At 53.4% G+C, this 13,888-nt stretch carries 20 protein-coding genes; 17 read left to right on the top strand and 3 right to left on the bottom strand.

Annotated features, from left to right (window positions below; genetic code table 11):
• Positions 1-16: 16 nt before the first annotated feature.
• The 10 genes from KNP72_RS01080 to gcvPB all read left to right on the top strand — a co-directional run bounded on the left by KNP72_RS01080 (position 17) and on the right by gcvPB (position 6,553).
• Positions 17-328, top strand: a complete 312-nt coding sequence (locus tag KNP72_RS01080; RefSeq protein WP_029595259.1) for a prepilin-type N-terminal cleavage/methylation domain-containing protein — start codon at positions 17-19, stop codon at positions 326-328.
• Positions 325-762: a prepilin-type N-terminal cleavage/methylation domain-containing protein gene (locus KNP72_RS01075; protein ID WP_029595260.1), complete on the top strand. Its 438-nt coding sequence runs from the start codon at positions 325-327 to the stop codon at positions 760-762. Before KNP72_RS01080 ends, KNP72_RS01075 begins: the two co-directional genes overlap by 4 nt.
• Positions 749-985, top strand: a complete 237-nt coding sequence (locus KNP72_RS01070) for a hypothetical protein (protein WP_021067721.1) — start codon at positions 749-751, stop codon at positions 983-985. The genes KNP72_RS01075 and KNP72_RS01070 overlap by 14 nt, the downstream gene beginning before the upstream one ends.
• Positions 921-1,403 (top strand): prepilin-type N-terminal cleavage/methylation domain-containing protein, encoded by a 483-nt coding sequence (locus KNP72_RS01065; protein ID WP_214831852.1) that lies wholly within the window; start codon positions 921-923, stop codon positions 1,401-1,403. Before KNP72_RS01070 ends, KNP72_RS01065 begins: the two co-directional genes overlap by 65 nt.
• On the top strand, positions 1,403-1,681 hold the full coding sequence (locus tag KNP72_RS01060; protein WP_021067719.1) for a hypothetical protein: 279 nt from the start codon (positions 1,403-1,405) through the stop codon (positions 1,679-1,681). The genes KNP72_RS01065 and KNP72_RS01060 overlap by 1 nt, the downstream gene beginning before the upstream one ends.
• Entirely contained in the window at positions 1,674-2,159 is a 486-nt protein-coding gene (locus KNP72_RS01055; protein ID WP_021067718.1) for a shikimate kinase, read from the top strand. Before KNP72_RS01060 ends, KNP72_RS01055 begins: the two co-directional genes overlap by 8 nt.
• The gene (locus KNP72_RS01050) at positions 2,156-2,494 is read left to right on the top strand and encodes a hypothetical protein (protein ID WP_021067717.1); all 339 of its coding nucleotides are present in this window, start codon (positions 2,156-2,158) and stop codon (positions 2,492-2,494) included. The genes KNP72_RS01055 and KNP72_RS01050 overlap by 4 nt, the downstream gene beginning before the upstream one ends.
• Positions 2,495-2,641: 147 nt before the next feature.
• Positions 2,642-3,715: a glycine cleavage system aminomethyltransferase GcvT gene (gene gcvT / locus KNP72_RS01045; protein ID WP_058763896.1), complete on the top strand. Its 1,074-nt coding sequence runs from the start codon at positions 2,642-2,644 to the stop codon at positions 3,713-3,715.
• A gap of 25 nt (positions 3,716-3,740) precedes the next feature.
• Positions 3,741-5,078, top strand: a complete 1,338-nt coding sequence (gcvPA, locus tag KNP72_RS01040) for an aminomethyl-transferring glycine dehydrogenase subunit GcvPA (protein ID WP_029595265.1) — start codon at positions 3,741-3,743, stop codon at positions 5,076-5,078.
• Entirely contained in the window at positions 5,078-6,553 is a 1,476-nt protein-coding gene (gene gcvPB, locus KNP72_RS01035) for an aminomethyl-transferring glycine dehydrogenase subunit GcvPB (protein WP_021067714.1), read from the top strand. Before gcvPA ends, gcvPB begins: the two co-directional genes overlap by 1 nt.
• 87 nt (positions 6,554-6,640) lie before the next feature.
• Here the strand turns inward: gcvPB and KNP72_RS01030 are convergent, their stop codons facing one another.
• Positions 6,641-7,015 (bottom strand): rhodanese-like domain-containing protein, encoded by a 375-nt coding sequence (locus KNP72_RS01030; RefSeq protein WP_081637957.1) that lies wholly within the window; start codon positions 7,013-7,015, stop codon positions 6,641-6,643.
• A 170-nt stretch (positions 7,016-7,185) separates the two neighbouring features.
• Between KNP72_RS01030 and mntR the strand changes: the two genes are divergently transcribed.
• On the top strand, positions 7,186-7,614 hold the full coding sequence (gene mntR, locus KNP72_RS01025) for a transcriptional regulator MntR (RefSeq protein ID WP_021067712.1): 429 nt from the start codon (positions 7,186-7,188) through the stop codon (positions 7,612-7,614).
• A 179-nt stretch (positions 7,615-7,793) separates the two neighbouring features.
• Complete coding sequence (gene hpt, locus KNP72_RS01020) at positions 7,794-8,321, top strand: hypoxanthine phosphoribosyltransferase (RefSeq protein ID WP_029595267.1); 528 nt, start codon at positions 7,794-7,796, stop codon at positions 8,319-8,321.
• 35 nt (positions 8,322-8,356) lie between these two features.
• Here hpt and KNP72_RS01015 read toward each other — a convergent pair whose 3' ends face one another.
• Entirely contained in the window at positions 8,357-8,770 is a 414-nt protein-coding gene (locus KNP72_RS01015; RefSeq protein WP_021067710.1) for an SA1362 family protein, read from the bottom strand.
• Between the two features lie 16 nt (positions 8,771-8,786).
• Positions 8,787-9,731 carry a DUF1385 domain-containing protein gene (locus tag KNP72_RS01010; protein ID WP_029595268.1) on the bottom strand — a complete coding sequence of 315 codons (945 nt, stop codon included), beginning with the start codon at positions 9,729-9,731 and terminating at the stop codon, positions 8,787-8,789.
• A gap of 142 nt (positions 9,732-9,873) precedes the next feature.
• Between KNP72_RS01010 and aroQ the strand changes: the two genes are divergently transcribed.
• The 5 genes from aroQ (at position 9,874) to accC (ending at position 13,888) form a co-directional block, all read left to right on the top strand.
• The gene (gene aroQ / locus KNP72_RS01005) at positions 9,874-10,311 is read left to right on the top strand and encodes a type II 3-dehydroquinate dehydratase (protein WP_214831851.1); all 438 of its coding nucleotides are present in this window, start codon (positions 9,874-9,876) and stop codon (positions 10,309-10,311) included.
• Entirely contained in the window at positions 10,307-11,374 is a 1,068-nt protein-coding gene (locus KNP72_RS01000; RefSeq protein ID WP_286038421.1) for a M24 family metallopeptidase, read from the top strand. The genes aroQ and KNP72_RS01000 overlap by 5 nt, the downstream gene beginning before the upstream one ends.
• A 29-nt stretch (positions 11,375-11,403) precedes the next feature.
• Positions 11,404-11,970, top strand: coding sequence for an elongation factor P (gene efp / locus KNP72_RS00995; protein ID WP_021067706.1), 567 nt, complete (start codon positions 11,404-11,406; stop codon positions 11,968-11,970).
• Between the two features lie 111 nt (positions 11,971-12,081).
• The gene (accB, locus tag KNP72_RS00990; protein ID WP_021067705.1) at positions 12,082-12,537 is read left to right on the top strand and encodes an acetyl-CoA carboxylase biotin carboxyl carrier protein; all 456 of its coding nucleotides are present in this window, start codon (positions 12,082-12,084) and stop codon (positions 12,535-12,537) included.
• Positions 12,538-12,544: 7 nt separating this feature from the next.
• Positions 12,545-13,888: an acetyl-CoA carboxylase biotin carboxylase subunit gene (gene accC / locus KNP72_RS00985; protein ID WP_214831849.1), complete on the top strand. Its 1,344-nt coding sequence runs from the start codon at positions 12,545-12,547 to the stop codon at positions 13,886-13,888.

Here is a 13,888-nt window from a genome sequence, read left to right as displayed (position 1 = left end):
AAGGAGGAATCTGATTATGACACACTTCAAATCAGAACAAGGATTCACGCTCGTCGAAATGGCCGCCGTCTTGCTAATTATCTCGGTGTTGCTCTTGCTCCTCGTCCCGTCGATGTCAGACGGGAAGTCACGAGCGGACAGCGTCAGTTGCGAGGGCAGTGTGCGCATCGTCGAGTCCGAAATCAATTTGTATTACGCGGAACATAAAGCGTACCCTGAGACGTTAGTGGCGATCGACCGTGCCACGACTGAGAGTCCGCTCGAATACAGTTGTCAGTCGCTCGTGTACACGTATGCGCCGACGACCGGTACGTTGACGAAACAGTGAGGCGAGACGGCTATACGTTAATCGAGACGGCGGCCGTCCTCGTCATTTTGGCACTCCTGCTCCTCATGGCGACCCCGGTCGTCCGGTCGATGGACCGGTTGGCATTATTCGATTTCACGGAGGCGCTCGTGAGTGACATCGCCGAAGTGGGACAAGCGCCCTACGTCGCCTCCGACGGCTCGTGTGTGCCGCGTTTACGTTGGTATCTCAAAGAACGGCGCTACCAAATCGCTTGCGGGACGACACCAATCGTGTCCCGCGTGGTGCCGGAAGGGGTCGATCTGAGTTTGCCGACCAATAGTGAAATCGTCTTTTCACGCACGGCAGCGACGTATGCGGGACAGTGGAAGTTCTATTCAGGAACGACGATGGTGACGTTAAAATTCAGGATGGGGACGTACGAGCCGGAGGTGTTGCGCGTTGAAGGGAAATGAGCAAGGAGTCACGTTTTGGGAGATTTGCCTCAGTCTGGCGCTCTTACTGGCTTGGGTCGGTGTCGTTGCCCCATTCATCGAGGCGGCGACGGAACGGGTCGAGCGCCTCGAGACGACCGTCCGTACGTATGAACGGCTCCAAGGGGAGGTGCTGCGCGATGCCGCGAACCCGAGCGGACGCCAAACAATCTGTGACGGCGACCTTTGCCTGCCGACGCTTTGATTCGGGCTTCACCTTGCTCGAAGTGAGTCTCACGATCTTGATCATCCCGCTCTTCATCGGGCTGATGGTCCACTTCCTCGTCCTCGGACAAGCATTTTATGAACAACCTCGGGCGAAAGTCCAGACGACGCCGCAACTGATGGTGCGGAAACTGTTCGAGAGCCGCGATTGTGACGTCGTGTCGGGCCGTCTCGTCGGTACGCATGTGCGCCCGGACGGGACGACATGGACGTGGACGCTCAAACAAATCGACCGGAACTTGGTCATGGTCGGAGACGGGGGAGGGAATTTGCTATTTTTAAGAGGAATCGAGGCGTACCGGGTCGAACCGGTAGGAGAAGGTTTTCGAATTCAATGGAACGATGCGACCGGGCCGCGCGAGAAGAACGTGATGTGCATGCGCGCGGATACTTTGTGATGTCGACGTTAATCGTACTGACGTGGTTACTCGGCGGGGCAATGTTTTGGTATACTGATATCGAACGAAGCACTGAACAATTGGCGCTCGATGCCTTGGCGATTCGCTTCGAGGCTCACGTGATGGTGGCGGAGCGGACGTGCGGGTCGACCGCGGTCGCGTTGACGAGACCGACCGGCACAATCCAATGCCGTCCGCTCGGCACTGGGACGATTGAGGTCGACGTACGTCTTCAGACCGGTGAACGACATAAAGAGGTGATTTATTTCGATGACTAAACCGTTTTACATCATTGGATTTATGGGTACAGGTAAATCAAGCTTAAAACAATATCTTGCAAAATCGAATCACGTCATCGATTTGGACGAGTTGTTTGAAACACATACCGGTATGGACATCCCGGCATATTTCGATCGTTACGGCGAAGCAGCGTTTCGGCTCCAAGAGAGTCGACTGTTACAAAATGCGCGCGCTGACTATATCGTGACGGGCGGAGGGATTGTTGAACGGGAAGCGAATATGGAATGGATGCGAGAGCAAGGTGTCATCATCACGCTCGACTTGCCGTTTGAAGCTTGTTGGGAACGGATTAAAGACTCGGACCGTCCACTCGTTCGTAACGGAAAAGCGGCCGTTCACACGTTGTACGAACGTCGTCGACCGCTCTATGCGCGCGCAAATCACGTGCTTGACGCTTCGCTCTGCACAGAGGCCATCGCGCATACATTGAATCAGTTGAAGGAGGTAGAAGGATGATTTGGATTAATCTTGGGATTATCGTACTCGCACTTGTCGGGCTCGGCTTGTATGGCTTCTTATTGTACCGTAATAAAATGAAGGCAGACCTTCGTCGCGTGAAGCGCTTGACGGAACGGTTCCAAATCCGTGCCGACGTCATCCAAGGGCTCGTCAATGAGATTAAACAACACGTGGATACGGTCAATGCATCGGTGAAACAGATGAAAGCCTATTCGGTGAAAGTGAAGGACGAGACGATGGAGCTGAAACAAGCGACCGTCGGCTTGACGAAAGAAATTAAACGGACCGCTGGAATCGAACGCCCAGACGTTTCCACTGAGACTAAAATATGAAATAATGAGGATGAAAACGTTTTCGTTTTCCATCCTCTTTATTTTTGCCCATTTTGGCTAGGCAGAGCCGCAAAAAATTGATAAAGTGGAATAGAAAACGAAATATTTCACGAAATACATTATTTACGTTCGGGATTGGGGGATAATATGGAGAAAGTATCGTTAAAACGTACGCCTTTATATGATTTGATTTCCGTTAAGGCGAAGATGGTGGATTTTGCGGGGTTTGAGATGCCGATCATGTTCTCATCGATTAAAGAAGAGCATCAAGCGGTTCGCAACAACGTCGGGATGTTCGATGTGTCACACATGGGGGAGATTCGCATCGAAGGACCGGATGCGCTCGAGAACGTGCAACGTCTTGTCACGAACGATGTGTCTAAATTACAGATCGGTCAGGCGCAGTATAATCTGTTCTGTTTACCGAACGGCGGTGTCGTCGACGACCTGCTCGTCTATCGACTCGATGAAGACGCATTTTGGCTCGTCGTCAACGCCTCGAATATCGAAAAAGATGTGGCGCACGTCCGTGAATATGTCACAGGGGACGTCACGGTGACGGATGAGTCGAACGCCTATGGTCAAATCGCCATCCAAGGACCGATGGCTGAACAAGTGCTCGGCCGTTTGACGGATTTGCCGCTGGCCGACATCAAGTTTTTCCGGTTCATGACCGGCGACGTGGCCGGCGTGTCGACCATCGTTTCACGCAGCGGCTATACGGGGGAGGACGGGTTTGAATTGTATGCCCGCGCCGAAGACGTAGCCGCAATTTGGTCAGCGTTAGAAGCTGAAGGCGTCACGCCATGCGGGCTCGGCTCGCGTGACACGCTCCGGTTCGAAGCGTGCCTCCCGCTCTATGGGCACGAGCTTGATGAGACGGTCACTCCGTTCGAGGCGAACTTGAACTTTGCCGTCAAACTCGATACTGAGTTCATCGGTAAGGACGCCCTCGTGAAGCAAAAAGAAGACATCCCGCGCCGATTGATCGGCTTGCGTTTGCTCGGGCGCGGTATCGCTCGTCAAGGCGCGACGGTCGAAGTTGACGGAGAGACGATTGGTGTTGTCACGACTGGTACGATGCCGCCGACGGTGAACGAATCAATTGCCTGGGCGCGCGTCGATCGCCGTTTCGCGGAGGCGACACACTTTATTGTTGAAGTTCGGGGTAAAAAAATAGAAGCCGAACGTGTACCGACACCGTTTTATAAACGTAAATGAAACAGGGGGATTCAGAATGAATAGAATGGAGTTTCGTTATTTACCGATGACAGAGCAAGATGAGCGTGACATGTTGCAGACGATTGGCGTAGAGTCGATTGAAAACCTACTCGAGGATATCCCAGCATCGCTCCGGGAGACTGCTTCTTTAGCGGCCATCGGTGCGCCGCTTCCGGAAGTTGACCTCGTTCGTCATATGACGAAGCTGGCTGAAAAAAACGTGCACACGAAATCGACTCCGAGTTTCCTCGGGGCCGGGATGTACGATCACCTCTCTCCGAGCGTCATGAACCATATGCTTCTCCGTTCCGAGTTCTATACTGCTTATACGCCGTATCAACCTGAAATCTCGCAAGGTGAACTCCAAGCGATGTTCGAGTTCCAAACGATGATTTGCGAATTGACGGGGATGGACGTGGCCAACTCGTCAATGTATGACGGCATCACTGCCCTCGCTGAAGCAACGTATCTGGCGAGTGCCCATACAAAGAAAAAACGTGTCGTCGTATCAGGAGCGGTCCATCCGGAAGCGAAGGATGTCATCCGAACATACGCAGGTGGGCCAGGGCTCACGGTCGAATATACGGACGTGAGTGCGGGAGTGACCGATATATCTGACATCGATTTGACGGATGCCTCGTGCCTCGTCGTTCAATATCCGAACTTCTTCGGTCGTGTCGAGGACTTGTCAGCCCTCGCGAAAGCAGCGCACGACGCCGGCGCCTTGTTCGTCGTGTCGAGCAATCCGCTCGCGCTCGGTATTCTGGAATCACCGGGTGCGCTCGGTGCCGACATCACAGTCGGTGACGCCCAACCGTTCGGAATCCCGCAAAGCTTCGGCGGTCCTTCATGTGGATACTTCGCCGTCAAACAAGCACTCATGCGCAAACTTCCAGGCCGCCTCGTCGGTCAAACGGTCGATGAGGATGGGAAGCGCGGTTTCGTCTTGACGCTTCAGGCGCGGGAACAACACATCCGTCGTGACAAAGCGACGTCAAACATCTGCTCGAACCAGGCGCTCAATGCGCTCGCGGCATCAATCACGATGTCTGCCCTCGGGAAGTACGGGATTCGTGACATGGCCGTCCGTAACATTCAAACGGCCCATTACATGAAAGAAGCACTCAAGACTGCTGGATACACGGTAATCGATGAAGGGCCGATGTTCAATGAGTTCGTCGTCGACTTCGGAGTCGATGCGGAAGATGTGTCGCGTCATCTGCTCGAGGCCGGCATCATCGGCGGCTTGCCACTCGGCTCGTATGAGACAGAACGGCAGACGCAAATGTTGCTCTGTGCGACGGAGCTTCGGACGAAAGAAGAAATCGATCAATTTGTTGAAGTGGTTGGGGGGATGAAGTGATGCAACACGAACAAACATTAATTTTCGAAGTGTCACGTGCAGGACGAACGGGCTATAACTTGCCGACACCGACCGTGCCGGAAGTCGATTTGGACACGCTCTTACCGGCTTCGATGATCCGTCAAGAAGCGGCCGAGCTTCCGGAAGTATCGGAACTTGATGTCGTCCGCCATTATACGTCGCTGTCGACACGCAACCACGGTGTCGATTCCGGCTTCTATCCGCTCGGCTCGTGCACGATGAAATATAACCCGAAAGTGAATGAAGATATGGCCCGCCTCCCCGGCTTCGCCCATATCCATCCGTTGCAGCCGGTCGAGTCGATTCAAGGGGCGCTCGAGCTCATGGTCGACCTGCAAGAACAACTTGCCGAAATCACCGGCATGGATGAAGTGACGCTTCAACCGGCAGCCGGGGCCCATGGAGAATGGACCGGTCTCATGCTCATCAAGGCGTTCCACCATCACAACGGTGATATGGAGCGGACAAAAGTACTCGTGCCGGATTCGGCACACGGAACGAACCCGGCCTCGGCCGTCGTTGCCGGTTTCGAGACGGTGACCGTCAAATCAGATGAGCGTGGGCTCGTCGATTTGGAAGACTTGAAGTCAAAAGTCGGGGCCGATACGGCAGCGCTCATGCTGACGAACCCGAATACACTCGGTTTGTTCGAGGCCGACATTTTGGAGATTGCCAAAGTCGTCCACGAGGCCGGCGGTAAGCTTTATTACGACGGAGCCAACTCGAATGCGATTTTAGGCATCGCCCGTCCTGGGGATATGGGCTTCGACGTCGTCCACTTGAACTTGCATAAGACGTTCACGGGCCCGCACGGTGGTGGCGGTCCAGGATCTGGACCGGTCGGAGTGAAGCGCGACTTGATTCCGTATTTGCCGACGCCGATTGCGCGCCGTGCCGAAACGGGCTTCACACTCGATTATGATCGTCCGCAATCGATTGGCCGCATCAAACCGTTCTATGGCAACTTCGGGATTAACGTCCGTGCCTACAGCTACATCAAGACGATGGGCGCGGAAGGGTTGACGCGCGTCTCACGCGAAGCGGTATTGAACGCCAACTATATGTTCGCCCGCTTGAAAGATGCGTTCGATGTGCCGTACGATACGTTCTGCAAGCATGAGTTCGTCTTGTCTGGAAAACGTCAAAAAGCGCTCGGCGTGCGTACGCTCGATATCGCCAAACGATTGCTCGATTTCGGCTACCATCCGCCGACGATTTACTTCCCGCTCAACGTCGAGGAGTGCATCATGGTCGAACCGACGGAGACGGAATCGAAAGAGACGCTCGACGCATTCTGCGACGCGATGCTCCAAATCGTCAAAGAGGCAGAAGAGAATCCGGAAATCGTTCAGACGGCCCCGCATACCACGGTCGTCAAACGACTCGACGAGACGCTCGCTGCTCGCAAGCCGGTGCTCAAATACGAACGACGCCAACCGTCGTCCATCAATTGAAACCGAACCCGTTCGCTATAAGCGAGCGGGTTTTTTGGCGCAAAAAAACGTCCATCTCCGCTAGAAGGAGTGGACGTAGTGAGCGGGTCAGTCTTTTTTGACTTTCCCTTTCCAGTTTTTGAAGCCGCCGTCGAGCATGTAGATGTCCGTATAACCATTTTTCATGAGCAGCTTGGCCGCTTGGTTCGTACGTGACTTGCCTTGGCAATACATGAGGATCGGTTGATCTTTGCGAAGTTCTTTCATGCGCAGTTTCATTTGTCCGACCGGGATGTTACGGGCGCCGACGATGTGGCCTCCCTTGTACTCGTTCGGTTCACGGACGTCGATCAATTGACCTTTACGGAGCGATGCACGGAACTCTTCTTGCTTCATTTTCTTCAAACCGCGAGCCGGCAAGAAACGCCAGACGATGTATGCGATGAGCGCAGCCCATAGGATGATGACGAGGATAGTTTCGATTCCCATTGATGTTCTCCCTTTCTCTATTAAGTTTCACCAACATCCATTATAAAGAATTTAAGGTCATGAGACAATGATTGACTGATGGATTTCCCCGTTCTGCTTTCGGTTTCTAAATGGTTGCGTTAAAATAGAGATTGCAGAACGGAACATAAGGGGAGGCTATGCCCATGCCGACACCGAGTATGGAAGATTACTTAGAACGAATTTATTTGCTGATGGTGGAGAAAGGATACGCTCGCGTATCCGATATCGCCGAACATTTAGGGGTGCATCCCTCCTCTGTCACGAAAATGGTGCAAAAGCTCGACCGGGAAGACTATTTGATTTATGAGAAATATAGAGGTCTCATGCTGACGAACAAAGGCCAGAAAATCGGGAAACGGCTTGTCGAACGGCATGCGATGCTCGAGTCATTTCTACGCTTGATTGGCGTCGACGAAGCTCACGTCTATGAGGATGTCGAAGGGATTGAGCACCACTTAAGCTCAAATACGCTCGACTGTATGACCCAATTCGTCGAATTTTTCGAAGACAAACCGGAACTGATGGCACAGTTTCGTGCGTTTCAAGAGGTGAACCGCTCTGAAGACGAGTGAATGTAAACGACCGCGACCGATGAATCGAATCGGAAACGGTCGTTTTATACGTAAATCTAACCTAAAACCGAACGATGACTTCATATTTTTCAAGTAAAGTCTATTTTTAAGCCGTTTTTATGATAGAATGGGTGCTGGTAAGAAAGATAAGGGGGTGACGGCGAACAATCGCCGACATTATGGATATTCAAATCAAAGGGAAACTGTTTGACGAAGCGCAGATTAAACAACGTGTGGCGGAACTCGCCCAACAAATCGAACGCGATGCGGCAGGGACACCGATCGTCCTCGTGGCCGTCTTAAAAGGGTCGCTCGTCTTCGCAGCCGACTTGATGCGCGAGATGACGGGCAGTGTCCAACTCGACACGGTCGCGACGTCGTCATACGGGAAGAAATCGGTCTCGAGTGGGAACGTCCAACTCCGTAAAGATTTAGATCTCGATGTCGAAGGAAAGTACGTCGTCATCATCGAGGACATCATCGATACGGGACAGACGCTCAAATTCTTATGCCAGCACATGACGTTACATCAACCGGGAGAATTGAAGATTTGTACACTTCTCGATAAACCGGCCCGCCGGCTCGTCACGTTGGATGCGGATTATGTCGGTTTCGAGATTCCAGATGAATTCGTCATCGGGTATGGCATCGATTATGCCGAACAGTACCGCAATCTGCCGTACATCGGCTTCGTCGAGACAGAATGAAAAACGAACCAGGCCGGATATGGCCTGGTTCGTTTTCACATATTGGCTTTCTTTTTCTTCTTGCCTTTCTTGCCTTCGATGACGGTCAAGTGAGGGGCGTCACTGCGATGCGCCGAGCGGGTCGGACGCTTCGACAGTTTCGTCACGTTCGAACTGGGTTTCACTTTCTTCTTGGCCGCAGTGGACGGCTTGACTTTCGGATTCGCACCTGGGCGTTGCATCCGTTTTTTCGAGGCTTGAGCGGTCTTCCGGTAACGCATATCCTCAGCCGAAATTTTCGGCGCCATGAAAACTCGATAAATCACATAGAAAATTAACCCGAAAATCCCGATGAAGAGCAACTGTCTGAACAATCGACCAGGGTCGGTCGCGAGCATATGTCCGACACCGATGAAGCCTAAGATGAACACGATCGTGGCTGCGGTCGAGCCGATTCTTTGTCTGATCATGGTGCTTTCCTCCTCTTTATCCCTCTCTTTGCACGGCCGGTTGACCTAGTTCTGAACGTTCCCATGTCTCGAACGCCTCGATGGCGACACGGATTTGTTCGTCATTCGGTTCGCGCGTCGTCAACAATTGTAAAGACAACCCAGGCTTGCCGAGAACGGACAAGAAGCGATGTTCACGGAAGCGGTTTGTGAATTGGAGCACCTCGAACGAGATGCCGATGACCACTGGCAACAAAGCGATGCGGCTGACGAGTCGGACCCAGAGGGGGTCGATCGGGACGATCATGTAAACGCCGATGCCGACGAAAACGGTGAATAGGATGAAACTCGATCCACAGCGATAGTGGAGGCGTGAGCTTGCCCGAACGTTATCGACGGTAATCGGTCGTCCGGACTCATAACAGTTGATCACCTTGTGCTCGGCCCCGTGATATTGGAACACGCGCCGGATAAGTGGCGTCAAGGAAATCAAATAAAGGTAACTGAGCAACAATACTAATTTTATTCCCCCTTCGAGGAGGTTTTGAATCACATGACCGGACAATGCGGGCACGCTTTGGAACATGGCGGCGAGAAGGGCCGGGGTGACGTTGAAAATCAGCTTCCCGAACACGTATGAGATGACGCCGACGATGGCGATCATGACGACCATCAAGATGTTCTGTTTTTTCTCTTCTGGTTTCGTTGCCTCGTCCTCACTCGGGTCGACGTCATAACGATCGCTTGCGAACGTCATATGGGCCGAACCATTTTTGAGTGATTCGTATAGCGCGACCACACCACGCAGGAATGGGATTTTTTTTAACGATTGGACCCACGGGACGAGAATGCGGGGCTGCTGGAACGTCTCGATCGACCCGTCTTTCCGTCGAATCGCCGAAGCGCTCTCGGCGCGTCCTTGAAACATGACGCCTTCCACGAGCGCCTGGCCACCGACGGGAATCATTGGTTTAGTTTTCATGTCATTTCCTCGATTCCTACAGTTATATAGTTGAATTATACCGTGATTCACGTAAAAAACGAAACCTCACGAACGTCGATTGTCGCACGAACCGTTAAATTTGTTACAATAGAGGCGACTTGACGAACAGGGGGGAAGACTTGTGCATATACTCGTCTTAAATGGACCGAATTTGAATCTGCTCGGGAAGCGGGAACCGGACGTATACGGGGACGTCTCGTTGAAGGGATTGACGGCGGAGCTATTGCTCGCCGCCCCGGAGGATGTTCAGTTGACGTTCGTCCACTCCAACCATGAAGGCGAACTGATCGATGCGCTCCATGAAGCGTACGATTATGCGGGGGTCATCTTTAATGCGGGGGCGTACACGCATACGTCGATTGCGCTCCGGGATGCCATCGCCGCCATCAAAGCCCCGGTCGTCGAAGTACATATCTCGAACGTGCATGCACGGGAGTCGTTTCGTCATGAATCGAAACTTGCCGCCGTTTGTCTCGGTGTCATCAGCGGTTTCGGCTTGACGAGCTATACGCTCGCGTTGCAGGCATTGCTCGTACATTGGAGGAATCGACATGATTGAACGGGTCAACAAACTGCAAGGTCAGCTAGAAGCGAACGGCATCGACGGATTGCTCGTGACGAAACGGGAAAACATCCGCTACTTATCTGGTTTCACCGGGTCGAGCGGTGTCCTCGTAATCACGGCGCAGTCGGCGAGCTTCATCACGGATTTCCGCTACACGGAACAAGCCGCTAGCCAAGTAAAAGGCTTCGACATCATCGAGCATAAGACGTCGCTCATCAAGTCGGTGGCGGAAGTCGTGACAGAGCAAGCGGTGAAGCGCCTCGGCATCGAACAAGATGACATGACGGTCGGCCAGTTCCGGACGTATGAAAAAGAAGTCGCAGCCGAGCTCGTCGAGACGTCAGGTATCGTCGAAAAGCTACGCTTGATTAAGGATGAGTCAGAGATTAAGATAATGAAGGAAGCCGCGGCGATTGCGGACGCGGCGTTTGCGCACATCCAGACGTTCATCCGTCCAGGGCGGACCGAAAAAGAAGTCGCGAATGAACTGGAAATGTTCATGCGGGCCCAAGGTGCGGACTCATCTTCGTTCGATATGATCGTTGCGTCAGGGCATCGTTCGGCATTGCCGCACGGTGTGGCCAGCGACAAGGTCATCGGAGCGGGAGAACTCGTGACGCTCGATTTCGGTGCCTACTATCAAGGATACTGCTCGGATATCACACGTACGCTCGCTATCGGGGACATCTCGGACGAGTTGCGGACGATTTACGATACGGTGCTCCGGGCTCAACTCGCAGGTGTCGAGGGCACGAAAGCTGGCATCACGGGAATCGAGGCGGACGCATTGACGCGTGACGTGATTAAAGACGCGGGCTACGGTGAATACTTCGGACATTCGACAGGCCACGGTCTCGGCATGGAAGTGCATGAGGCACCAGGCTTGTCATTCCGTTCGGAGACGGTGCTAGAGCCGGGGATGGTCGTCACGATCGAACCGGGTATCTATATTGCTGGGATCGGCGGTTGCCGCATCGAGGATGACGTGGTCGTCACGGAGACGGGGAACATCCGTCTCACGCAGTCGCCAAAAGAGTTAATTACGATTGAGGCTTGAGTCTCAGCTCATTTTAGGAGGAAATCAACATGGTATCAGTTAACGATTTAAAAACAGGCTTAACGGTCAAGACGTCTGACGGTTCGATTTGGCAAGTCATCGAATTCCAACACGTCAAGCCAGGTAAAGGCGCGGCTTTCGTCCGCACGAAAATGCGTAACTTGCGCACAGGTGCGATTCAAGAGACGACGTTCCGTGGTGGCGAGCGCATCGAACGTGCGCACATCGAACGGAAACGCATGCAGTACCTCTATCCGATGGGCGATACGTACGTGTTCATGGACACAGAGTCGTATGAACAGCTCGAATTGACGGGCGAGCAAGTGAAAGCGGCGCTCCCGTACATGCTCGAGAACATGGAAGTAAGTATCGCTGACTACGACGGTGAGATTCTCGGAATCGAGCTTCCGACGACGGTCGTCTTGACGATTGTCGAAGCCGATCCAGGCGTCAAAGGCGACACGGCATCGAACGTGAAGAAAAACGCGACGGTCGAAACGGGCCACATCATTCAAGTGCCGCTCTTCATCGAGCCAGGCGAAAAAGTAACGGTCGACACGCGCACAGGCGAGTTCACGGGCCGCTATAACGGGTAAACCAAGGGTGTCCATTCTTCGGAATGGGCCCTTTTTTGTCGTTGCATTCACTGGTCTGACCAGTTATAGTAGAGTAGAGATTAGTACCAGGTATAAACAGGGGGTTATTTCATGCAAATCGAACACATTAAAGAGCTGATCACATTACTCGATCAGACGTCCGTTCACGAGATGGAACTCGAGACGCCGGAGTTTAAACTTTCATTGAAAAAAGAAGCGGCTCCACAATTCGCCGCCACTCATACACCGATCGTGCACGCGGCCCCGGTCGCAGCACCTGCGCCAGTCGTCGAGACAGAACAAGAAGCGGCACCAACACCTGCGCCGAGCAACTTGCGCACGATCACGTCACCGATGGTTGGGACGTTCTATTCGCGTCCGGCACCGGACAAAGACGCTTACGTACAAGTCGGCGACCGCGTCGAAGCCGGACAGGTCGTCTGTATTTTAGAAGCGATGAAACTGTTCAATGATGTCGAGACGGAAATCAGCGGGGAGATCGTCGAGATCCTCGTCGCGGATGGCGATTTAGTCGAATACGGCCAAGCGCTCTTCAGCGTGAAGTGAGGTATGTATGAAACTACTCATTGCTAACCGTGGAGAGATTGCGGTCCGTATCATCCGGGCCGCGAAAGAGTTAAATATCCCGACGGTCGCCGTATTCTCGGAAGCGGACCGCGAGGCGTTGCACGTCCGTCTTGCTGATGAGGCATACTGCATCGGACCGAACCCGTCGAAAGACTCATACTTGAATATCCCGAACGTCTTGTCGGTCGCGTGCGCGGTCGATGCGACGATGATTCATCCAGGTTATGGCTTCTTAGCCGAGAACGCCGAGTTCGCCGAGATGAGCGAGGCGTGCGGCATTCAGTTCGTCGGACCGAGTAGCTATGCGATTCGGAAGATGGGCATCAAGGACGAGGCGAAACGAACGATGATTGAATCGGGCGTTCCGGTCGTCCCGGGGTCGAGCGGTGTCGTCACCGACGAGGAAGCGATCGAACTCGCCCGCGAGATTGGATATCCGGTCATCATCAAGGCGACGGCCGGGGGCGGAGGGCGTGGAATCCGTGTCGCCTTTGACGAGTCTGAGCTTTTGAAAGGGCTCACCGACACACGTAAAGAAGCGAAGCAGGCGTTCGGCAACGGTGACGTCTATTTGGAGAAATACATTGAGTCGTTCCGCCACGTCGAGGTGCAAGTGCTCGCCGATCAATACGGCAACGTCATCCACCTCGGGGAGCGGGACTGTACGATTCAGCGCCGGATGCAGAAGTTGGTCGAGGAAGCGCCATCCCCGGCAATCGATGAGACGACCCGTCAAGCGATGGGCGACGCAGCCGTGAAAGCGGCCAAAGCGATTCAGTATTCGGGTGCGGGTACGATCGAGTTCATTTACGTGCCGGAATCGAACGAGTTTTATTTCATGGAGATGAACACGCGAATCCAAGTCGAACACCCGGTCACCGAAATGATTACCGGCTTCGACCTCGTCCAAGCACAACTCGAAGTCGCACTTGGCCATCCGCTTGCGATTAGCCAGGCGGACATCAAATTTAGTGGTCACTCGATCGAATGCCGCATCAATGCGGAAGACCCGTTTGCAGATTTCCGTCCGATGGCCGGGAAAATCGATCAGTATATCGTTCCTGGCGGCATGGGCGTCCGAGTCGACAGCGGTCTCTATGCCGGTGCTGTCATCCCGCCGTTCTATGATTCGATGGTGGCGAAGCTGATCGTCCATGCCCCGACTCGGGAAGAGGCAATCGCGAAGATGCTTCGCGCACTCCACGAGTTCACTGTATCGGGCATCCACACGACGATCCCGTTCCATCAACAAGTCATGGCCCATGAACGTTTTCGAACAGGGGCGTTCGACACGAAATTTGTCGAAAAAGAAATGACGCTCACGAAATGA

This window comes from Exiguobacterium sp. s152 (genome assembly GCF_018618335.1).
In the GTDB taxonomy this organism is placed as follows: domain Bacteria; phylum Bacillota; class Bacilli; order Exiguobacteriales; family Exiguobacteriaceae; genus Exiguobacterium; species Exiguobacterium chiriqhucha.
Note: the sequence above shows the minus strand (reverse complement) of the source record. Positions and strands in the feature narration are given on the sequence as shown.